Raw genomic sequence first — 21,264 nt, 5'->3', positions numbered from 1 at the left:
TGCGCGGCGGGGCCGCCCCGGCGCCATCGCCGGGTCAGGTTCCGAACTGCGCAGGTCGTTCCGCCCCGGCGGGGGAACGGCCACACACCGCTGTGTTCTCCAACTGAACGGAGTAGGCGGAGTGGTTGCTGCTGCTGGTCGGGTAGGCTATAAAGGCCCGCTTTCCCGGGCCCCGGGGAAACCAAGGAAGAGCGTTTCGTGGCTGCTAAAAAAACTGCAAAGAAGGCCGTCCAGGCCGCCAAGAAAACCGCCAAGCCTGTTGCTAAGAAGTTGGCGGCCAAGACCGTTGCCAAGAAACCGGCCGCAAAGCCGGCGGGCAAGCCTGCATCCAAACAACCGGCGGCCAGGACGGCACCCGTGAAGAAGGCGGCGGCCAAGAAAGCCCCCGCCAAGAAGGTGGTCGCCAAGGCGCCGGTGAAAGCGCCGGTAAAAAAGGCGGCAACCAAGCCGCTGGCCAAGAAGGCCGTGGTCAAGAAGCCCGTCGCTAAAGCTGCACAGCAGCCGAAGGCTGCCCAGGCGCCGGTGAAGAGAGCCGCGCCCGCCAGCAAGCCCGTGGGCAAGAAATCCGTAACGCCGGCGGCCAAGACCGCGCCGGCGAAAAAAGCGGTTGCCAAGCCTGCACCGGCCAAGCCGGCAAAGGCCGCCAAGCCGGCAACCAAGCCGGCAGCAACCAAGCCGGCTGCCAAGCCGGTTGCAGCACCCGTAGTGAAGTCCGCACCGAAGCCGGCACCGCCGGCACCGGCCAAGTCTGTCCCGGCCAAGGCCGCGGCCAAGCCTGCTCCAGCTCCGGCGCCCGCGCCGAAGCCGGTGGCGGCAGCCCCCGCGCCAAAAGCCCCGCAAAACAAGAATCCCGTGCCCGTTTCGAAATCGCCTGCAAAAACTCCCGTGAAATCCGAATCCGCCCCCAAGCCCGTGTCGCGTCCGGTTGGCAAGGTCGCCGTTGCCGTGGCAGCGCGTTCGTCCGCCCCGGCCCCGCGCACCAAGGTCAAGGTGGTCGAGTACAAGACTGACGAAGCCACCGGTCGTCCGATCCTGCCCGACGGCTACAAGCCGAGCGCGGAAGAGGAGTACATGAGCCCGCTGCAGCTGGAGTATTTCCGCCAGCGCCTGCAGCACTGGCGCAATGAACTGGTCGAGGAATCCAAGCAGACCATCGCCAACCTGCAGGAAGAAGTGCGTGACATCGGCGACGAAGCCGAGCGCGCCACCCGCGAGACCGAGAACTCGCTGGAACTGCGTACCCGCGACCGCTACCGCAAGCTGATCGGCAAGATCAACAGCACGCTCAAGCGTTTGGAAGACGGTGACTACGGCTTCTGCGTGGACACCGGCGAAGAAATCGGCCTGGACCGCCTCGAAGCGCGCCTGACCGCCGAACGCACCATCGACGCCCAGGAGCGTTGGGAGCACCTGCAGAAGCAGCAGGGCGACTGATCGCAAGTCGTCGATCCAATCAAAAAACCCGGCCAAGGCCGGGTTTTTTGTTGCCGTTTGCTATTACTGCAGATCGCGCAGATTCAACCGGCGCAGGGTCGGGTTCTTCCAGGCGGTGATCCCGGCAACGCTCAACACCGCGAACCCGCCCAGCACCACTGCCGGCACCAGGCCCAGCAGCCTGGCCATCGTGCCCGCGTAGAACGCGCCGAGCTCGTTGGACGAGCTGATGAAAATGCCGTTGATCGATGACACCCGCCCGCGCATTTCTTCCGGCGTGGCCAGCTGCAGGATGGTCGAACGGATCACCACCGACACCCCGTCGAAAGCCCCGTAGAACAGCAGGATCACCGCCGACAGCCAGAAACTGTGCGACAGCCCGAAGCCGATCACGCACAACCCGAATCCGGCCACCGCGAACAGCAGCACCCGCCCCGCATGCCGCTGCAGCGGCCGGCGCGCCAGCCACAGGCCCACGCATACCGAGCCCAGTGCCGGTGCCGCGCGCAGGATGCCCAGCCCTTCCGGCCCGTGGTGCAGGATCTCGTGCAGGAACGCCGGCAGCATCGCCACCACCCCGCCCAGCAGCACCGAAAACATGTCCAGCGCCATCGCGCCGACCATGATGCGGTTGCCCAGCACGAAGCGGCCGCCCTCGGCGATGCTCTTGAAGATCGGTGCCGCCGGCCCGGTGTGCACCGGCTCGGAGACCCGCAGCATGGCCAGGCAGCCCAGCGCGCCCAGCGCCGCCGCCACCGCCACCCCGTAGGACAGGCTCTTGCCGCCCCAGGCCACCAGCGCCCCGCCCAGTGCCGGGCCGACCACCATGCCCGCCTGGAACACCACCGACCCCAGCCCCGCGCCACGCGCGAACTGATGGCGTTCCAGCACACGCGCGAACAGGGCGTTGTAGATCGGCGACAGGAACGCCCTCACCATGCCGGTCATCGCCACGGCCGCATAGATCGGCCACACCCCGTGGAACGGCAGCCAGCCCTCCGCCACTGCCGTCAGCACCACCGCCGTCAGCACCAGCCCGCTGCACGCCACCATGCCCAGCCGGCGGCGCGGCAGGTGGTCCACCAGGTAGCCAGCGAACGGCGCCACGCAGAAGAACGGCAGCACCTCGGCCAGCCCGACCAGTCCCAGCGAGAACGGGTTGCGGGTGACTTCGTAGATATGCCAGCCCACCGTGACCGCCACGATCTGGTAGGACAGCATCGCCAGGATGCGGTACGCCAGCAGCAGCGAAAAACCCGGCCGCGTGAGCAGGCCCAGCGCGCTCTCGGCGGCTTCGGAAGGGGCCGGTGAACTCACGGCGCCGACTGCGCCTGCGCGGTCTCACGGATGAAGGCCAGCATCGCCGCCACCCCGTTGCTGCGGGTCGGCGACAGGTGCCGCGACAGCCCGATGTCCTGGATGTAGGTCGGCTCGGTGGCCAGGATCTCGGCCGCCGAACGCCCCGAATACACCCGCAGCGCCAGGTAGATCAGGCCCGAGACGATGGCCGAATCGCTGATCGCATGGAAGCGCAGCGTATCGGCGTTGCCCTCCGGCACGATCCACACCATCGACTGGCAACCCAGCAGGCGGTGTTCCTCGGTTTTCCATGCGTCCGGGAACACCGGCAGCTTGCGGCCCAGGTCGATCAGGTACTGGTAACGCTCGGACCAGTCGCCGAAGAACGCGAATTCCTCGGCAATGGCGGCCTGCGCGTCGGCAGCGGTGGGTTCAATCGGGAACGGGGAATCGATCACAGCCATCTCTACAGTTGTTACGGAACGTCGGGCCAACCCGACGGTAGCGCCCGACCGTTGGTCGGGCGGCCTTTCAACGCTTGCGTGACCAGCGCACGCCCTGCGCGGTGTCTTCCAGCACAATGCCCGCTGCGGCCAGCTGGTCACGGATCGCATCGGAACGGGCGAAATCGCGGGCCTGCTTGGCCGCGGCGCGCTCGTCGATCAGCGCCTGGATGCGCGCGTCATCATCGGCGTCGCCGCCGCTGGTGCCGAACCACGCAGCCGGGTCCTGCTGCAGCAGCCCCAGCGCCTGCCCGGCGCCCAGCAGGGCCGATTTCCAGCCGGCCTTGTCGGCCGGTTCGGCGCGGCGCGCTTCCGCGCCCAGCCGGGCCAGCTCGGCCAGCGCCTGCGGGGTGTTCAGGTCATCGTCCAGCGCCGCCTCGATCTCGGCCGGGATGGCCGGGGTCGCGGCCACGTCGGCCAGGTCGCGCAGGGTGCCGTACAGGCGGTCCAGGGTACGCACCGACTGCTCGATCAGCGCATCGGACCAGTCCAGCGGCTGCCGGTAATGGGCCGACAGCAGGGCCAGCCGCAGCGCCTCCGGGGCGTGCTGGCGGACCAGGTCGTGGACCCGCTCGATGTTGCCGATCGACTTGCTCATCTTGGCACCGCCGAAATTGAGCATGCCGTTGTGCAGCCAGAACCGGGCGAAGGTCTGCCCGCCGTGGGCGCACTCGCTCTGCGCGATCTCGTTTTCGTGGTGCGGGAACTGCAGGTCCACGCCACCGGCATGGATGTCGATGGTCGGCCCCAGGTGCGCGGCGGCCATCGCCGAGCACTCGATGTGCCAGCCCGGACGGCCCCGGCCCCAGGGCGATTCCCAGCCCGGCAGGTCGTCGCTGGAGGGCTTCCACAGCACGAAGTCGCCCGGGTCGCGCTTGTACGGGGCCACGTCCACCCGCGCCCCGGCCAGCATCTCGTCCGGGTCGCGGCGCGACAGCTTGCCGTAGTCGGCGTAGGAGGGCACCGAGAACAGCACGTGGCCCTCGGCCGCGTAGGCGTGGCCGGCCGCGATCAGCTGCTCGATCATGGTGATGATGTGCGGGATGTGCGCGGTGGCTTCCGGCTCGATGTCCGGCGGCACCACGCCCAGCGCGGCCATGTCTTCACGGTAGGCGGCGGCGAAGCGGTCGGTGATGGCCGAAATCGGCACGCCCTGCTCGCGCGCGGCCGTGTTGATCTTGTCGTCCACGTCGGTGATGTTGCGGGCGTAGCGCAGCCCGCCGAAGCGGCGCCGCAGCAGGTCGGCCAGCACCCCGAACACCACCGGGCCCCGGGCGTTGCCGATATGGACGTAGTTGTAGACCGTGGGGCCGCACACATACAGGGTCGGACAGGTCGGATCGAGCGGGGTGAACGGTTCGAGCTGGCGTGTCAGGTTGTTGTGCAGGCGCAGGGTCATGGGGGCGTAGGGCCGGGCGGAGTAGGGGCAAGCCTTCGATTTTAGATCACAACGGCCCCCAGCGCCGGCCCCGGGGCGCCGCCCGTTGCCCCCTGATTTCGCAAACGACACGGTTCGGTATGGGCAGAAGCGTCGCGGAAGGGTAATGTTCAGCCCCTTGTGCCACGCACTGCCTACACTATCCGCCTTGTCCTCTTTCCTGTTGCCAATGAAATCCGCTTCGTTGCTGACGCTGACCTGCCTGCTGGGGAGCGCCGCTTTCATGGCGTGCGCCCAGGACGCCGAGGTCCGTAACCGGGTGGTGATCGTGGAGAACGTGAAGTTCGACTACGCGCAGGTGCTCAACGTGGAGCCGGTGTTCCAGACCCTGCGGGCCACCCGCACCGAGGAACATTGCGAACCGGTATCCACCCGGACCCTGGCCCCGGTCAACGTCACCGGCGAAGAGCCGCAGGAAGAGAAGGGCCGGTTCGGCCGTTTCATGGATTCGGTCCGCTCCATCTTCAAGCGTGAAGACGGCAGCACCGAAGACATGGCCCCCGTCGTGGAAGCCCCGGCCGCCAACAACGGCCCGCTGCTGACCCGCGATTGCCGCATCATCCCGGTCGGCCGGGAGTTCCGCCGGCCCATCGCCTATGACGTGGATTACGTCTACAAGGGCACCAAGTACCGCTCGCGCCTGCCCGAAGACCCCGGCAACCGGCTCAAGATCCGCGTCTCCATCACCCCGTGGGTGGGAGCGGAGCAGGGCAGCGCGGCAAATCCCTGAACCGTCTGTTCAGGCCTTGCGCCGTGCCCGATCACATGCAAAGATGGGCGGCCATGAAACCCACCGACTTCCAGCACGACACCAGCGCCGCCCGTATGGCTACGGGCATGACGTCGCGTGCCCGCCGACCGGAACCCCACATTTTCGCTGGGTAACCGGAGCTTCGTGCTGTCTGTTCGGAAAACCCAGCCCCCGCGCTGGGTTTTTTCGTTTCTACGATCTGAAAAGTTGCATTTGTACCCTTTCTTCCATTGAAACCCGCCTCAAAGGATCGATCGATGTCCCTGAAGCACTTCCTGAACACCCAGGATTGGAGCCGTACCGAGCTGGATGCCCTGCTGACCCAGGCCGCGTTGTTCAAGCGCAACAAGCTGGGCGACGAGCTCAAGGGCAAATCGATTGCCCTGGTGTTCTTCAACCCGTCCATGCGCACCCGCACCAGCTTCGAACTGGGCGCCTTCCAGCTGGGTGGGCACGCGATCGTGCTGCAGCCGGGCAAGGATGCATGGCCGATCGAGTTCAACCTCGGCACGGTGATGGACGGCGACACCGAAGAGCACATCGCCGAAGTGGCCAAGGTGCTGGGCCGCTATGTCGACCTGATCGGCGTGCGCGCATTCCCGAAGTTCATCGACTGGGCGCAGGACCGTGAGGACATCGTGCTCAAGGCGTTCGCGAAGTACTCGCCGGTACCGGTGATCAACATGGAAACCATCACCCACCCGTGCCAGGAACTGGCCCACGTGATGGCGCTGCAGGAACACTTCGGCACCCAGGACCTGCGCGGCAAGAAGTACGTGCTGACCTGGACCTACCACCCCAAGCCGCTCAACACCGCCGTGGCCAACTCGGCACTGACCATCGCCACCCGCATGGGCATGGACGTGACCCTGCTGTGCCCGACCGCCGATTACATCCTCGATGACCGCTACATGGGCTGGGCCGAGCAGAACGTGGCCGAGAACGGCGGTTCGCTGAAGATCAGCCACGACATCGCCAGCGCCTACAGTGGCGCCGACGTGGTGTACGCCAAGAGCTGGGGCGCGCTGCCGTTCTTCGGCAACTGGGAACCGGAAAAGCCCATCCGCGACCAGTACAAGCACTTCATCGTCGACGAAGCCAAGATGGCCATGACCAACAACGGCGTGTTCAGTCATTGCCTGCCGCTGCGCCGCAACGTCAAGGCCACCGACGGCGTGATGGATTCGGCGCAGTGCATCGCCATCAACGAAGCGGAAAACCGCCTGCACGTGCAGAAGGCCATCATGTCGGCGCTGGCCGGCCGGTAATCGCGCGTTTCACCCCATTTTTCCTATGACCCCCACTTCGGACCCGACCCCCATGAGCAAGAAAGACATCGTCCTGGCCTTCTCCGGCGGACTCGACACCAGCTTCTGCGTGCCCTACCTGCAGGAGCGCGGCTACAACGTGCACACCGTGTTCGCCGACACCGGCGGCGTGGATGACGAAGAGCGTGATTTCATCGAAAAGCGTGCCGCCGAACTGGGCGTCACCAGCCACGTCACCGTCGACGGTGGCCCTGCCATCTGGAAGGGGTTCGTCAAGCCGTTCGTGTGGGCCGGCGAAGGCTACCAGGGCCAGTACCCGCTGCTGGTGTCGGACCGCTACCTGATTGTCGATGCCGCGCTCAAGCGCGCCGCCGAACTGGGCACCAACATCATCGCCCACGGCTGCACCGGCATGGGCAACGACCAGGTCCGCTTCGACCTGGCCGTGAAGGCACTGGGCGATTACCAGATCGTCGCGCCGATCCGTGAAATCCAGAAGGAACACACCCAGACCCGCGCCTACGAGCAGAAGTACCTGGAAGAACGCGGCTTCGGCGTGCGCGCCAAGCAGCAGGCCTACACCATCAACGAAAACCTGCTGGGCCTGACCATGTCCGGCGGCGAGATCGACCGTTGGGAAGCCCCGGGCGAAGGTGCCCGCGGCTGGTGCGCACCGCGCAGCGAATGGCCGGCAGAAGCGCTGACCGTGACCCTGAAGTTCGTCGAAGGCGAAGCCGTTGAACTCAACGGCAAGGCGCTGCCGGGCGAGCAGATCCTGGCCCAGCTCAACAAGCTGTTCGCGCCGTATGGCGTGGGCCGTGGCGTGTACACCGGCGACACCGTGATCGGCCTGAAGGGCCGCATCGTGTTCGAAGCCCCGGGCCTGGTCTCGCTGCTGGCCGCGCACCGCGCGCTGGAAGATGCGGTGCTGACCAAGCAGCAGAACCGCTTCAAGCCGGACGTGGCGCGCAAGTGGGTGGAGCTGGTGTACGAAGGCTTCTACCACGACCCGCTCAAGACCGACATCGAAGCGTTCCTGAAGTCCTCGCAGGCCAAGGTCAACGGCGAAGTGGTGCTGGAAACCCGTGGCGGCCGCGTCGATGCGGTAGCGGTGAAGTCGCCGCACCTGCTCAACACCAAGGGCGCGACCTACGCGCAGTCGGCCGACTGGGGCGTGGAGGAGGCCGAAGGCTTCATCAAGCTGTTCGGCATGAGCAGCACCCTGTACGCGCAAGTAAACCGCTGAGGCCCGGGCATGTTGGAACAGACGCTCCATCACCTGCAGGCGCTGGTGTCTTTTGACACCCGCAACCCGCCGCGTGCGATCACCACCGGTGGCATCTTCGATTACCTGCGCGCGAACCTGCCCGGGTTCAACGTGGAGGTGATCGACCATGGCGACGGCGCGGTCAGCCTGTATGCGGTGCGCGGTACGCCGCGCTATCTGTTCAACGTGCACCTGGACACCGTGCCCGATTCCCCGCACTGGAGCGCCGATCCGCATGTGATGCGGCGCGCCGATGACCGGGTGATCGGGCTCGGCGTGTGCGACATCAAGGGCGCGGCCGCCGCACTGGTGGCCGCGGCCAATGCCAGCGATGGCGATGCCGCGTTCCTGTTCTCCAGCGATGAAGAAGCCAACGATCCGCGCTGCATCGCCGCGTTCCTGGCCCGTGGCATTCCGTATGAAGCGGTGCTGGTGGCCGAACCGACCATGAGCGAAGCGGTGCTGGCGCACCGGGGCATCAGCTCGGTGCTGATGCAGTTCGCCGGCCGCGCCGGGCATGCCTCGGGCAAGCAGGATGCAGCCGCCAGCGCGTTGCACCAGGCCATGCGCTGGGGAAACCGCGCGCTGGACCATGTGGATTCGCTGGCGCATGCCCGTTTCGGCGGGCTGACGGGGCTGCGCTTCAACATCGGGCGCGTGGAAGGCGGCATCAAGGCCAACATGATCGCGCCGGCCGCCGAACTGCGCTTCGGCTTCCGCCCGCTGCCGTCGATGGACATCGACGCGCTGCTGGCCACCTTCGCCGGTTTTGCCGAACCGGAAGCGGCGCTGTTCACCGAAACCTTCCGCGGTCCCAGCCTGCCGGCCGGCGACATTGCCGAAGCGGAGAACCGCCGCCTGGCCGCGCGTGACGTGGCCGATGCGCTGGACCTGCCGATCGGCAACGCCGTGGACTTCTGGACCGAAGCCTCGCTGTTCTCGGCCGGTGGCTACACCACCCTGGTGTACGGCCCGGGCGACATCGCCCAGGCCCACACCGCCGACGAGTTCGTGACGCTGGAGCAGCTGCAGCGCTACACCGACGCCGTGCACCGCATCATCAGCGCCGGCGCCTGACTGAATGACGCCGTCGTGGCCCCCCACTGACGGATCTCCCACCGCGGCCACGGCCGCCCGTGACGATACTGAAATGCCTTCTTCCCTCCAGCCCCACCGCCAGACCCGCCAGACCATCGTGCGCCTGCTTTCCAGCATGGCCAGCGCGAAGGAGATCAGCCAGTACCTCAAGCGCTTTTCGCAGGTGGATGCCAAGCGCTTCGCCGTGGTCAAGGTCGGCGGCGCCGTGCTGCGCGATGACCTCGACGCGCTGACCTCTTCGCTGTCGTTCCTGCAGGAAGTCGGGCTCACCCCGATCGTGCTGCACGGTGCCGGCCCGCAGCTGGACGCGGAACTGTCGGCGGCCGGCATCGTCAAGCAGACCGTCAACGGCCTGCGCGTGACCTCGCCCGAAGGCCTGGCCATCGTGCGCCGCGTGTTCCAGGCGTCGAACCTGCAGCTGGTGGAAGCACTGCAGCAGAACGGTGCACGCGCCACCTCGATCACCGGTGGCGTGTTCGAAGCCGAGTACCTGGACCAGGACACCTACGGCCTGGTCGGCGAAGTGAAGAAGGTCAACCTGGCCCCGATCGAAGCCAGCCTGCGCGCCGGTTCCATTCCGGTGATCACCAGCCTGGGCGAAACCCGCTGCGGCCAGATCCTCAACGTCAACGCCGATTTCGCCGCCAACGAACTGGTGCAGGAACTGCAGCCGTACAAGATCATCTTCCTCACCGGCACCGGCGGCCTGCTCGATGAAGAGGGCAGGGTGATCGACTCGATCAACCTGTCCACCGAGTACGACCAGCTGATGCAGCAGCCGTGGATCCACGGCGGCATGCGGGTCAAGATCGAACAGATCAAGGACCTGCTGGACCGGCTGCCGCTGGAGTCGTCGGTGTCGATCACCCGGCCGGCCGACCTGGCCAAGGAACTGTTCACCCACAAGGGCTCGGGCACGCTGGTGCGCAAGGGCGAAAAAGTGCTGCGCGCCACCGCCTGGAGCGAACTGGACCTGCCGCGCCTGAAGGGCCTGATCGAATCCAGCTTCGGCCGCACCCTGGTGCCCGATTATTTCGACAAGACCCGCCTGCTGCGCGCCTATGTCAGCGAGAACTACCGCGCTGCGGTGATCCTCACCGACGAAGCCGAAGGCGTGTACCTGGACAAGTTCGCCGTGCTCGATGACGCGCAGGGCGAAGGCCTGGGCCGTGCGGTATGGAACGTGATGCTGGAGGAAACCCCGCAGCTGTTCTGGCGCTCGCGCCACGGCAACCCGATCAATCATTTCTACTACGCCGAATCCGATGGCTGCTACAAGCAGGACCACTGGAAGGTGTTCTGGTTCGGCGCCGACGGCTTCGACCGCATCCGCACCTACGTGGACCATTGCGCCAAGCGCACCCCGAGCCTGGAGGGCTGACCCCGATGAATCATGGCGACTGGACCAAGGTCCCCACGCTGGACGGCCGGCATGCACGGCTGGAACCGCTGCAGATGGCGCATATCGACGGCCTGCGCGGTGCGCTGGGCGACGGTTCGCTCTCCGCGCTGTGGTACGCGCACGTGCCCAGCGCCAAGACCATGACCGCCTACGTACAGGCTGCCCTGCAGGACCAGGCCGCCGGCAAGGTGCTGCCGTTCGCCGTGCTCGATGCCGACGGCAACGTGGTAGGCAGCACCCGCTACTACGCGCTGGAAGAAGAGGTGCCGCGCCTGAGCATCGGCTACACCTGGTACGGCCCGCATGCGCAGCGTACCGGGGTGAACACCGAAGCCAAGCTGATGCTGCTCACCCATGCCTTCGAGCGGTTGAAGTGCATCAGCGTGGCCTTTGAAACCAGCTCGCACAACGCCGCCTCGCGCGCGGCCATCGCCCGCCTGGGGGCCACCCAGGAAGGCGTGCTGCGCAACCACAAGCGCCACCCCGATGGCAGCCCGCGCGACACGGTTGTCTTCTCCATCATCGATTCGGAATGGCAGGACGTGAAGCGCACCCTGCAGGACCGCCTGGACGCACACGCATGAGTACTTCCAACACAACATTCACCATCGGCATCGTCGGTGCCCGCGGCCATACCGGCGCCGAGCTGGTCAAGCTGATCGCCGCGCACCCGCAGCTGGCCCTGGGCTTCGTGTCCTCGCGCGAGCTGGCCGGGCAGCGCGTGGCCGATACCTATCCCGAGGTTGCCGGCGAGCTGGCGTTCGAAAACCTCGATGCCGACGCCGTGGCCGCCAAAGGCGTGGATGCGGTGATCCTGGCGCTGCCCAACAACCTGTCGGCCCCGTTCGTGGCCGCGCTGGATGCCGCGCGCCCGGAGACGGTGATCGTGGATCTCTCCGCCGACCACCGCTTCGAAGGCAGCTGGTACTACGGCCTGCCCGAACTGACCCGGGGCGATTACACCGGCCAGACGCACATCAGCAACCCGGGCTGCTACGCCACCGCCATGCAGCTGGCGATCAGCCCGCTGCTGGACCAGCTGGCCGGGCCGCCGCAGTGCTTCGGCGTATCCGGTTACTCCGGCGCCGGCACCAGCCCGTCGGATAAGAACAACCCCGAACTGCTGCGCGACAACCTGATGCCGTACGCGCTCACCAACCACGTGCACGAGCGCGAAGTCACCGCGCACCTGCGCGTGCCGGTGGAGTTCATGCCGCACGTGGCCCCGCATTTCCGTGGCATCACCATGACCGTGAACCTGTGGCTGCAGCAGCCGGTGACCCGCGATCAGGTCGTGGAGAGCTACCGCCGCTTCTACGCCGATGAGCCGCTGGTCGAGATCCTCGACGAAGCACCGTGGGTGAGCCGCATCGCCGGCCGCCATGGCGTGCAGATCGGCGGCTTCGACGTGGCCCCGGGCGGCAAGCGCGTGGTGGTCGTAGCGACCCTGGACAACCTGCTCAAGGGCGCGGCCACCCAGGCCATGCAGAACCTCAACCTGGCCCTGGGCCTGGATGAACTGACCTCGATTCCGCATTGATTGGAGCAAGACATGGCAGACCTTCTCTGGCAGAAGCCCGGCGTAGCGGTGGATGCGAAAATCCAGACCTTCCTCGCCGGCGATGACGTCATCCTCGACCGCGAGTTCTTCCTGTACGACGTGCAGGCCAGCAAGGCGCACGCGCAGGGCCTGGAAAACATCGGCATCCTCACCGCCACCGAGCGCAGCGACCTGCAGCGCGAGCTGGACGTGCTGGCCGACGATTTCCGCAGCGGCGCGTTCGTGCTCGATGAGCGCTTCGAGGATTGCCACTCGGCGATCGAAGCGCGCCTGACCGAACGCCTGGGCGATGCCGGCCGCAAGATCCACACCGGCCGCAGCCGCAACGACCAGATCCTGGTCGCCACCCGGCTGTGGCTGAAGGACAAGCTGCTGCAGGTGTCCGCGCTGAGCCGCGAAGTGGCCAAGGTCGCATTGGACCGCGCAGAAGCCGAGAAAGACCTGCCGGTGCCGGGCTACACCCACATCCAGCGCGCCGTGGTGTCCTCGGCGGGCATGTGGTGGGCCGGCTGGGCCGAAGCCTTCATCGACAACGCGGTGCGCGCGCACGACACCTTCGCGCTGGTCGATGCCAATCCGCTGGGCACGGCGGCCGGTTATGGCGTGAACCTGCCGCTGGACCGCGCCCACACCACCCAGGCACTGGGCTTTGCGCGCATGCAGATCTCGCCGATCTACGCGCAGCTGTCGCGCGGCAAGTTCGAGCTGGCCGCACTGGAAGCGCTCGGCGGTGCCACCCTGGACCTGCGCCGCCTGGCGTGGGACCTGTCGCTGTTCACCAGCGGTGAGTACGGCTTCGTCGCGCTGCCGGCGCAGTACACCACCGGCAGCTCGATCATGCCCAACAAGCGCAACCCGGACGTGATCGAACTGATGCGTGCCACCCACGCCAGCGTGGCTGCGGCGCGTACCGAGATCGAGCAGCTGCTGTCGCTGCCGTCCGGTTACCACCGTGACCTGCAGGGCAGCAAGGGCGCCATCTTCCACGGCTTCGGTCGTGGCCTGGCCGCGCTGGAACTGCTGCCGGCCCTGCTGGCCAACCTGGAATGGCGCGAAGACAAGCTGCGCGTTGCCATCGATTCGGGCATGTACGCCACCGACGTCGCCGTGGAAGCGGCCGTGGCCGGCGTCCCCTTCCGCGAGGCCTACAAGGCGGCCGCGGCGGCATCCGACACCGCCGGGCAGGGGCGTACCCCCGAAGGCAGCCTGGCCGCGCGCGTGTCGCCCGGTGCGGCCGCGGACCTGCGGCTCGACGAGCTGCGCGCCCGCTGGGCGGCACTGGCGTAACGCAGGACGGCGGCCACTGGCCGCCGTTCCTGTATTGGCATGAATCCACGGAGTTCCGCATGAAGATCTGCTACCTGGTACTCGTTACCCGCACGCCTGAGTTCCGCGATGAAGCGGGTGCCGAACACGCACGTTTTCTCGATGAGGTGCGCGCCCGCGACCAGCTGCTCATTACCGGCGGCTTCACCGACAAGACCGGCGGCGCCTACGTGCTGCACAACGTGGCCGACCGCGCCGCCGCGCAGGCCATCGTCGATGCCGATCCCCTGATGACGCTCGGCAGCGCCACCGCCACCGTCCACGAATGGTCCACCCGCTGAGGCAGCCCCCGCGATGACCCCCACGCCCGTGCAGTCCCCGTTCCCCGAACAGCTGCTCCCCGGCTGGAAGCGTGCCGTGCTCAAGGTCGGCAGCAGCCTGTTGGCCGCCGATGGGGGCGGGCTGTCGCCGCGCCATGCGCTGGGCCTGGCGCAGTTTGTTTCAGCCAACCTGCTGGCGGGGCGTGAGGTGGTGATCGTGTCCTCCGGCGCGGTGGCTGCGGGCCGGGCGATCGTGCCACGTGCGATCGAAGCCGGCGCAGCCATGGCCGCGCGCCAGGCACTGGCCGCGCTCGGCCAGGCGCAGCTGATCGGGCTGTGGCAGCGCTTCTTCGAACGCCCGGTGGCGCAGGTGCTGCTCACCCACGACGACCTGCGCAACCGCCGCCGTTACCTCAATGCCCGCGCCACGCTCAACGAGCTGCTGCGGCTGGGCGCGCTGCCGGTGGTGAACGAGAACGACACCGTGTCGGTGGACGAGCTCAAGCTGGGCGACAACGACAACCTGGCCGCCACCGTGGCCGCGTTGATCGACGCCGACATCCTGTTCATCGCCACCGACATCGACGGCCTGTACAGCGCCGACCCGCGCCGCGATCCGCAGGCGCGGCCGATCCACGACGTGCCGGAGCTGAGCCTGGAGGTGCTGGCCATGGCCGGGGGCGCCGGCAGTGGCGCGGGTACTGGTGGCATGCACACCAAGCTGGAAGCGGCGGCCAAGGCCGGCCGCGTCGGCATCGATACCTGCCTGTTCAACGGCCGCGATGGCGATGTGGTGCGCGCGCTGGCGCAGGGCCGGTTGTTCGGCACCCGCATCCATGCCGGGCAGACCCGTGAAGCCGCGCGCAAGTACTGGCTGCGGCATGCGCCGCTGGAGGCCGGTGCGATCATCGTGGATCAAGGTGCCGCTGCAGCATTGCGCGACAAGGGCGCCTCGCTGCTGCCGGGCGGGGTGACCGCTGCCGAAGGCGACTTCCGCCGTGGCGACATGGTGCAGGTGCGGCTGCGTACCGACAGCGGTGAAGTGACCTTGGCGCGGGGGGTCAGCCAGTATTCGGCCAGCGACATCCGCCGCGTTGCCGGGCGGCATTCGCGCGACATTGAAAGCGTGTTGGGCTACAACTACGGTGGCAATGTGATCCACCGGGATGATCTCGTACTGATCTAAACGGGCGTCGGCCGGTTTACGTGGGACACGCATGGCGTGTCTCTACGCGTAGCGACACGCCATGCGTGTCCCACGTGGACCTCGAAGCCAGATATGACGTCGGCCCCGAAGATTTTTTGAAACGCGCCAAAACCCTTCGTGATGAGAGATCCCATGGACATCCGTGATCAAGCCCTCCAATGCCGCGACGCCGCCCAGGTACTGGCGCAGCTTTCGTCCGAGGCCAAGGCGGCGCTGCTGGATGCCATGGCAGACGCGCTGGACAGCGACGCGGCCACCATCCTGGCCGCCAACGCGCTGGATCTCGCCGCCGCCGAAGCCAAAGGCACCGGCAGCGCGATGCTCGACCGCCTCGCCCTCAATCCGGCGCGCCTGTCCGGCATCAGCGCTGCACTCCGCGAAGTGGCCGCGCTGCCCGATCCGGTCGGCAGCATCACCCGCGACGACGTCCGCCCCAACGGCATCCGCGTGCAGAAGGTGCGCGTGCCGCTCGGCGTGATCGCGATGATCTACGAAGCGCGACCGAACGTCACCGCCGACGCCGCAGCGCTGTGCATCAAGGCCGGCAACGGCGTGATCCTGCGCGGCGGCTCCGAAGCCATCCATTCCAACACCGCCATCGCCGCCTCGCTCAAGCGCGCCCTGCGCGCGGCCGGCGTGCCCGATTCGGCGCTGACCCTGGTCGAAGACCTGCGTCGCGAGACCATGCTCACCCTGCTGCAGCTCAACGACCTGATCGACCTGGCCATCCCGCGCGGCGGGGAAGGGCTGATCCGCTTCGTTGCCGAACATGCGCGCGTGCCGGTGATCAAGCACTACAAAGGCGTGTGCCATCTGTACGTGGACCGTGCCGCCGACCCGGCCAAGGCGCTGGCGCTGCTGGTGGATGGCAAATGCAGCCGCCCTTCGGCCTGCAATTCACTCGAAACCCTGCTGGTCCACGCCGAGGTCGCTGCGACGTTCCTGCCGCAGGCTGAAGCCGCATTGCGCGAACGCGGGGTGGAGGTGCGCGCTGACGCGCGTGCCCGGCAGTGGCTGCCGCAGGCCACGCCGGCCACGGAGGACGATTTCGCGGCCGAATACCTCGACCTGATCATCGCCGTGCGCGTCGTTGATGACCTCGAACAGGCGTTGTCCCACATCCAGCAGTACAGCTCCGACCACACCGAAGTCATCGTCACCGAAGACCCGGCCGCCGCCCAGCGTTTCATCAGCGCGCTGCGCGCCGCCGTGGTGATGGTCAACGCCTCGTCCCGCTTCTCCGATGGCGGCGAACTCGGCCTAGGCGCGGAGATCGGCATCTCCACCACGCGCCTGCACGCCTACGGCCCGATGGGCCTCGAAGCGCTCACCGTGGAACGCTTCGTGGTCCAGGGCAGCGGCCAGACCCGCGCGCCATGACCGGCACGCGGGTGCGTCAGGTAACGATGGTGGGTCGTTACAACGCCTTGTAGGCAATCCGCCGGTTCGCCGCGCGCCCTGCCTCGGTGGTGTTGTCGCCCACCGGGCGGTTTGCGCCGAACCCGCGTGCCAGCAACCGGTCTGCAGGTACGCCACGGGCAGCCAAGGCTGCCGCTACGGCCTTCGCACGCTGCTCGCTGAGCGTCTGGTTGGTCTCGGCGTTGCCCACGTTGTCGGTGTGTCCTTCCACTTCAACGCGCGCCCCTGGCGGCGCCGCCTGGATTGCTTTTGCTGCACCGTCCAGGATCGACGCACTGCTGCGGGTAATCACCGCCGACCCGGTTTCGAAGGTGATCGTGGTCTGGTTCAACGCCTGGGTCAGGTCGTCACTGCTGAAGCCTGGCGGCAGCGCACCCAGTGCCGCAGCGCCCTTGTCGAACAGGCCCTCCACCTCCAGATTGCCCAGCTCCTTCTGGAACAGCTGGCTGACCGCCGTGCGTTCGGCCTCGGGCAGCCTGGACGTATCCAGTTTGAGCGAGTCACCGTTCAATGCGAACTGCAGCCCGTTCTGTTTCAGGCTGGGGATCAGGTCGGCCAACCGGCTCAGCCAGCTGGCTTGCTTGACGCTGGTATCCACCTGGATGTTGGAGCTGACGTTGGTCTGTCCATAGGCGCCCGCAAAGGCCCCCAGCAGCTTCGCCTTGTCGGCCACCGATCCCAATGTGCCGTTCAACGTCACCTTGCCGTCGGTGTTCTGGAACGACAGGGTGGGGTTGGTGGACACGGCCGCGACGTTGGCGGCAGGCGCGGTAACCGCTGGCGCCTTGGCCACGTGGCGCGATTGCCAGCCGCACCACGCAAGCGCGAGCAATGCCAGCAAGGGCAGCAGCCAACGCCAGAGGCGGAAGGGGGTCCGCTTCTTCCCCTTCGTGCCCAGTAGACCCGTGAATGCAGCGGGAAGCGCGGTCGGCATCACCCCGCCGGCGGTCACCGCCCGGACGATCGCCGGCAGGGCGGTTGCCAGCAGCGCGGGGGCCACGGCGGGCGTTACTCCGGCCTTGCCGGCGATTTCGTCGATGCTCTGCCCGCCCAGCGCGCTGCGGATCTGCCCGGCATCGACAGCGCGCATGTTGGGTTGGCCTGAGAACCAGGACTTGAAGACATCGCCAAGCCCGGCGGCAGAGAATCTGTCGGCCAGGCCGGCGAGTCCGCCGGGCTGTTTGAAGATGTACTCGATGACGACGCCGATGAATTTCTGGGCGTTCGGTCCAAGGCCGGTGGCCCGGGCCACTTCAGTGACCAAAGTCTCGATAGACGACATGATGTATCCCCTCACAATGAAGTGCGGGATGTCTCCGAGGCGGAGCGTACGCCTGGGCTGGGTCAGGGATGTGAAGGGTTCTACACATCCGGGGCAGCCACGCAGGGCGTGGCTCCACCCGTCATCTCACCTGGATGTTCTGGTTGGTCAGGCCGATCGGCCTGGCGTGGTCATCCATGTGCAGGGTCACCGCTTTGCCGTTGGCCAGCTGCGCGGCCAACGCCGGGCTGGCGCCCAGGTTGCGCGCGATTTCTTCCAGCGACACATCCGCGCGCGCATTGCGCCGGTCCTTGCCGGCGAAACGCATGCGGTTGTATTCCGCCCAGGCGATCAGCAGCACCGAACAGCACACCAGCATCACCGGCAGCGCGATGACGATGAACGGGTCCACGCTCTGCTTGTACTCGTACAGCTGCAGCCACGCCAGCTGCCCACCCAGCAGCCAGGAAAGGGCGGTGATCAGCGGCGCCCAGAGGTAGAAATAGAACCCCCAGAACGCGATGGTGACAAACCCCCACGCGGTGCGCTGCAGCCGTGGCTGCTGGCGCGTCTTGCGGATCAGGCGGGAGTCGTAGCGGCGGGTCGGCTTGGAAGCGTTCATCGTATACCCCGGTCAGGACTGACCCAGATCGCGCGCTTGCCACGACGCTTCAACAGCGTCTTGGGCAGTGCCACCAGGGTCGTGAACAGACTGATGAGCCAGTACGCCATCGGGTACCAGATCACCCAGAAGTAATTACGTCCAATATGGGTTTCGTAACGGCGGTCGATGATCAGGCTGCTCGCGAACTGCAGCAGGCACACCAGCGCCAGGATCACGCCGTGCCATTGCGGCAGCAGCGTGGCGATGTACAGGTCCTGCGGCAGCGGGATGAACTTGCCCAGCGCCCACAGCACGATGATCGCCAGCATCGTGTACGCCCACAGCACGCTGAACATGTATTCCAGCAGCACCCCCCACATGCGCCGCTTGCGCCAGTCGAACAGCGAACGGCCATGCCGCAGCAGCACTTCCACGCCGCCCTGGGCCCAGCGCAGGCGCTGCCGCCACAGCCCCTTGAGCGTTTCCGGCATCAGGATGAAGCACAGCGCGTTCGGCTCGTAGCGGATGTCCCAGTGGTCGATCTGCAGCCGCCAGCTGATGTCGATGTCCTCGGTGATCATGTCATCAGCCCAGTAGCCGATGCGGTGCAGCGCGGTGCGGCGGAACCCGGCGATCACCCCGGAAATGGTGAAGATGCGCCCGTACACGCGCTGCGCACGCTTGATCATGCCGATGATCGAGGAGAACTCGGCCACCTGCAGCCGCCCCAGCAGGGTGGAGCGGTTGCGGATGCGCGGGTTGCCGGTGACGGCGCCGACGCGCGGGCCCGAGGTCAGGTGCCAGACCATCCAGTGGGTGGCGTGTTCTTCCAGCATCGCATCGCCATCGATGCACACCAGGTACTCCGAACGTGCCGCCAGTGCGCCCATGCGCAGTGCATTGGCCTTGCCCAGGTTGCGGTCCAGGTGCACCACGCGCAGGCGCGGGTGTTCGGCGGCCATCGCATCCAGGCGGGCCCCGGTATCGTCGCGGCTGCCGTCGTTGATGGCGATCACCTCGAAATCCGGGTACTCCTGCGCCAGGGCCGCGCCCAGCGTATCGGCCAGGTTGTCGGCCTCGTTGTGGCAGGGGATCAGGATCGACGCGAACGGGTAGCTGTCCATCGGCGGCGGATCGTCGCGCAGCCGCGCCTTCCGCTCGCGGCGGAAGAAGTAATACAACCCCCCGGACATCCAGAAGAACGCCATCACCATCGGATAGAAGAAGGCGAACTGGAACAGCAGGTAGAGGAGCGGATGCATGGCGGCCTCACTTTTCCTCGTACGGGAAGGTGCGTGCCGACATGGCCGCGCGCGCATCGTAGGTGGACGGCTTCCCGGCAATGAAGTCGTCCGGGTACCAGGCGAAATGACGCACGCCCTGCGCCTGCAGGCGCCGGATCTGGGCGCGCAGCACGGTGCCGGAAATCGGCTTCTGCGTGCGCCAGTCCACCGTCTGCAGCTCGAACATCGTCTGTGACAGCTGTGGATCGTGCTCACGCACGGCCTGCACCAGCCGGTCCAGCCATTTCTGCGGGTCGCGGCTGCCTTCCATCCACGGCATCGCCATCAGCGCGGTGTGGTCGTAGGCCTTGTTGAACAGGTCCAGGCGCTGCGCGAACCAGCTGGCACTCTGCGGCTGCAGCACCGGCTGCGCGTACAGGTTGCGCACCGTGGCCAGCTTCGGGCGCCAGCGCTGTGCGGCGCCGCGCAGTTCCAGGGTGAAGTCGATCAGCGCCTGGGTGCGCGCGCCGTCGTCGCCTTCCTGCGGCAGGTTGGCCAGTTCGGTGTCGCGCAGGTAGGCATCGTCGTGGAACAGCAGGCCCTCGAAATACGAGTTGATCGCCAGGTCTTCGTAGATGTCGTCGATGATGTGACGCACCTTCGGGTTGGTGAAATCGAGCCGGAAGATGCCATCGCTTTCCGGGCTCTCGATCGCCAGCGCCTTGCGGATCGCCGGGTCCTTCAGCTCATAGCCCAGCACCGGCAGCCACGCGTACACCTTCACCCCGGCGCGGGTCTTGAGCTGCCAGGCCACGCGGTTGAACAGGTCCGCGCGCATCGGCAGGTGCCGGTTGGGGAAGTACAGCGCATCGGCCGAGCCGTTGCCGTCCGGGTCGGCGAAGGCCTGCAGGAACACGTGGGTGGGGCCGATCTTCTTGACCCGTTCGAGCAGCGCATCCAGGTTCTTCGCCTGCTGGGCCGGGTTGCTGTCGTACACCGCGTCCAGGTCGATCTGCAGGGCGCGCATGCCGTCGCGTTCGACGTCGCGGCGCAGCTCATAGGCCAGCTGGGTCACCGGCGGGTTGCCGGTCACCAGCAGGCGGGCCAGGCCGTGCAGGTCGCGCGTGACCGGCGTGCTGCGGCCTTCCAGGTCGAACGACACCGGCATGCCCAGTTCTTCGGCGATGCGGTTGCTCATCGCGTTGTAGGCCGCATACGGCCACACGATCGCTTTCGGACTCACGCCTACGTTGTCCTGGATGCGCTTCACGCTCAGGCCCAGGTCGGCACGCAGCCGTGCCTGGTACTCGGCTTCGGTTTCGTAGCGCTGCGTGGCCGGGTTGTAGGTGCGGGTAATCACCGCCGGGGTCGAATTGCCCTGCGGGTTGGACTGCACGCCGTGGTGCAGGTTGTCGGTGTGGCTGGCCAGTTCAACCAGGCCGCTGCGCTGCATCTCGCGCAGCTGTTCCCAGGTGAGGAAGTCGTCGCGGGTGAACGGGCGGTAGCCGTAATCGATCTGGCGACCGGCGGGCATGTCCACGTAATCGGTGATCACCGCCACCAGCGCCGGGTAGTTGTAGGCGCGCAGCAGCGGGAACACCTTGCTGTACACGCTGCGCAGGCCGTCATCGAAGGTCAGCAGCACCGGCTTCGGGGGCAGCGGCGCGCCGCCCTGCGAGGCGGTGATCAGCTGCGACAGCGACACCGGGTGGTAGCCGTGCGCCGAGAGCCAGTCCAGGTGCGCGGCGAAGTTCTGCGTGCTCACCGAGTACGCGTCCGGGTCGCCCTTGGTGGCCACGTCGTCGCGGATGTCGTGGTAGCTGAGCACCAGCAGCCCGTTGTCGGCCGAATCCAGCACCGGCGGGGCGGCGTGCGCACTGCCGCACACGGCCAGCACGGCCAGCAGCAGCCAGGAGGTAAAGCGCTTCAAGTCCATGTGTCGC

19 protein-coding genes are annotated in these 21,264 nt (G+C 67.0%); 12 read left to right on the top strand and 7 right to left on the bottom strand.

Annotated elements, in window-relative coordinates:
- Positions 1 to 198 precede the first annotated feature (198 nt).
- Entirely contained in the window at positions 199 to 1,434 is a 1,236-nt protein-coding gene (gene dksA, locus SOM39_RS01845; protein ID WP_320457302.1) for an RNA polymerase-binding protein DksA, read from the top strand.
- A 63-nt stretch (positions 1,435 to 1,497) separates the two neighbouring features.
- Here the strand turns inward: dksA and SOM39_RS01840 are convergent, their stop codons facing one another.
- From SOM39_RS01840 to cysS, 3 genes are all read right to left on the bottom strand, one after another.
- On the bottom strand, positions 1,498 to 2,751 hold the full coding sequence (locus tag SOM39_RS01840; protein ID WP_320457301.1) for an MFS transporter: 1,254 nt from the start codon (positions 2,749 to 2,751) through the stop codon (positions 1,498 to 1,500).
- A complete protein-coding gene (locus SOM39_RS01835) occupies positions 2,748 to 3,191 on the bottom strand; it encodes a SufE family protein (protein WP_093532579.1) in 444 nt (147 codons plus the stop codon). The genes SOM39_RS01840 and SOM39_RS01835 overlap by 4 nt, the downstream gene beginning before the upstream one ends.
- Positions 3,192 to 3,264: 73 nt before the next feature.
- Complete coding sequence (cysS, locus tag SOM39_RS01830) at positions 3,265 to 4,635, bottom strand: cysteine--tRNA ligase (protein WP_249832814.1); 1,371 nt, start codon at positions 4,633 to 4,635, stop codon at positions 3,265 to 3,267.
- 208 nt (positions 4,636 to 4,843) lie between these two features.
- Here cysS and SOM39_RS01825 point away from each other — a divergent pair, with 208 nt between their 5' ends.
- The 11 genes from SOM39_RS01825 (at position 4,844) to SOM39_RS01775 (ending at position 16,194) form a co-directional block, all read left to right on the top strand.
- Positions 4,844 to 5,404 (top strand): hypothetical protein, encoded by a 561-nt coding sequence (locus tag SOM39_RS01825; protein WP_184126593.1) that lies wholly within the window; start codon positions 4,844 to 4,846, stop codon positions 5,402 to 5,404.
- A 278-nt stretch (positions 5,405 to 5,682) separates the two neighbouring features.
- Positions 5,683 to 6,693: an N-acetylornithine carbamoyltransferase gene (locus SOM39_RS01820; protein ID WP_093532459.1), complete on the top strand. Its 1,011-nt coding sequence runs from the start codon at positions 5,683 to 5,685 to the stop codon at positions 6,691 to 6,693.
- Positions 6,694 to 6,745: 52 nt separating this feature from the next.
- Positions 6,746 to 7,939, top strand: a complete 1,194-nt coding sequence (locus SOM39_RS01815; RefSeq protein ID WP_093532460.1) for an argininosuccinate synthase — start codon at positions 6,746 to 6,748, stop codon at positions 7,937 to 7,939.
- Between the two features lie 9 nt (positions 7,940 to 7,948).
- Positions 7,949 to 9,037: an acetylornithine deacetylase gene (locus SOM39_RS01810; protein ID WP_320457300.1), complete on the top strand. Its 1,089-nt coding sequence runs from the start codon at positions 7,949 to 7,951 to the stop codon at positions 9,035 to 9,037.
- Between the two features lie 73 nt (positions 9,038 to 9,110).
- Positions 9,111 to 10,439: an acetylglutamate kinase gene (locus tag SOM39_RS01805; RefSeq protein ID WP_093532462.1), complete on the top strand. Its 1,329-nt coding sequence runs from the start codon at positions 9,111 to 9,113 to the stop codon at positions 10,437 to 10,439.
- Between the two features lie 5 nt (positions 10,440 to 10,444).
- Complete coding sequence (locus tag SOM39_RS01800; RefSeq protein WP_320457299.1) at positions 10,445 to 11,044, top strand: GNAT family protein; 600 nt, start codon at positions 10,445 to 10,447, stop codon at positions 11,042 to 11,044.
- Positions 11,041 to 12,000 (top strand): N-acetyl-gamma-glutamyl-phosphate reductase, encoded by a 960-nt coding sequence (gene argC, locus SOM39_RS01795; protein WP_320457298.1) that lies wholly within the window; start codon positions 11,041 to 11,043, stop codon positions 11,998 to 12,000. The genes SOM39_RS01800 and argC overlap by 4 nt, the downstream gene beginning before the upstream one ends.
- Before the next feature lie 12 nt (positions 12,001 to 12,012).
- On the top strand, positions 12,013 to 13,308 hold the full coding sequence (argH, locus tag SOM39_RS01790) for an argininosuccinate lyase (protein WP_068853201.1): 1,296 nt from the start codon (positions 12,013 to 12,015) through the stop codon (positions 13,306 to 13,308).
- 59 nt (positions 13,309 to 13,367) lie between these two features.
- Entirely contained in the window at positions 13,368 to 13,628 is a 261-nt protein-coding gene (locus SOM39_RS01785; RefSeq protein ID WP_068853199.1) for a YciI family protein, read from the top strand.
- Between the two features lie 13 nt (positions 13,629 to 13,641).
- Positions 13,642 to 14,793, top strand: a complete 1,152-nt coding sequence (gene proB, locus SOM39_RS01780) for a glutamate 5-kinase (RefSeq protein ID WP_320457297.1) — start codon at positions 13,642 to 13,644, stop codon at positions 14,791 to 14,793.
- A 153-nt stretch (positions 14,794 to 14,946) separates the two neighbouring features.
- Complete coding sequence (locus SOM39_RS01775) at positions 14,947 to 16,194, top strand: glutamate-5-semialdehyde dehydrogenase (protein ID WP_320457296.1); 1,248 nt, start codon at positions 14,947 to 14,949, stop codon at positions 16,192 to 16,194.
- 37 nt (positions 16,195 to 16,231) lie between these two features.
- On the opposite strand, the gene SOM39_RS01770 is transcribed toward SOM39_RS01775, so the two are convergent.
- The 4 genes from SOM39_RS01770 to pgaB all read right to left on the bottom strand — a co-directional run bounded on the left by SOM39_RS01770 (position 16,232) and on the right by pgaB (position 21,251).
- A complete protein-coding gene (locus SOM39_RS01770) occupies positions 16,232 to 17,515 on the bottom strand; it encodes an OmpA family protein (RefSeq protein WP_320457295.1) in 1,284 nt (427 codons plus the stop codon).
- A gap of 121 nt (positions 17,516 to 17,636) precedes the next feature.
- Positions 17,637 to 18,116: a poly-beta-1,6-N-acetyl-D-glucosamine biosynthesis protein PgaD gene (pgaD, locus tag SOM39_RS01765; protein WP_320457294.1), complete on the bottom strand. Its 480-nt coding sequence runs from the start codon at positions 18,114 to 18,116 to the stop codon at positions 17,637 to 17,639.
- Complete coding sequence (gene pgaC / locus SOM39_RS01760) at positions 18,113 to 19,360, bottom strand: poly-beta-1,6-N-acetyl-D-glucosamine synthase (RefSeq protein WP_320457293.1); 1,248 nt, start codon at positions 19,358 to 19,360, stop codon at positions 18,113 to 18,115. The genes pgaD and pgaC overlap by 4 nt, the downstream gene beginning before the upstream one ends.
- Before the next feature lie 7 nt (positions 19,361 to 19,367).
- Complete coding sequence (gene pgaB / locus SOM39_RS01755; protein ID WP_414715851.1) at positions 19,368 to 21,251, bottom strand: poly-beta-1,6-N-acetyl-D-glucosamine N-deacetylase PgaB; 1,884 nt, start codon at positions 21,249 to 21,251, stop codon at positions 19,368 to 19,370.
- Positions 21,252 to 21,264 lie beyond the last annotated feature (13 nt).

The sequence above is a fragment of the Stenotrophomonas sp. CFBP8994 genome, from assembly GCF_034044835.1.
In the GTDB taxonomy this organism is placed as follows: domain Bacteria; phylum Pseudomonadota; class Gammaproteobacteria; order Xanthomonadales; family Xanthomonadaceae; genus Stenotrophomonas; species Stenotrophomonas rhizophila_A.
Note: the sequence above shows the minus strand (reverse complement) of the source record. Positions and strands in the feature narration are given on the sequence as shown.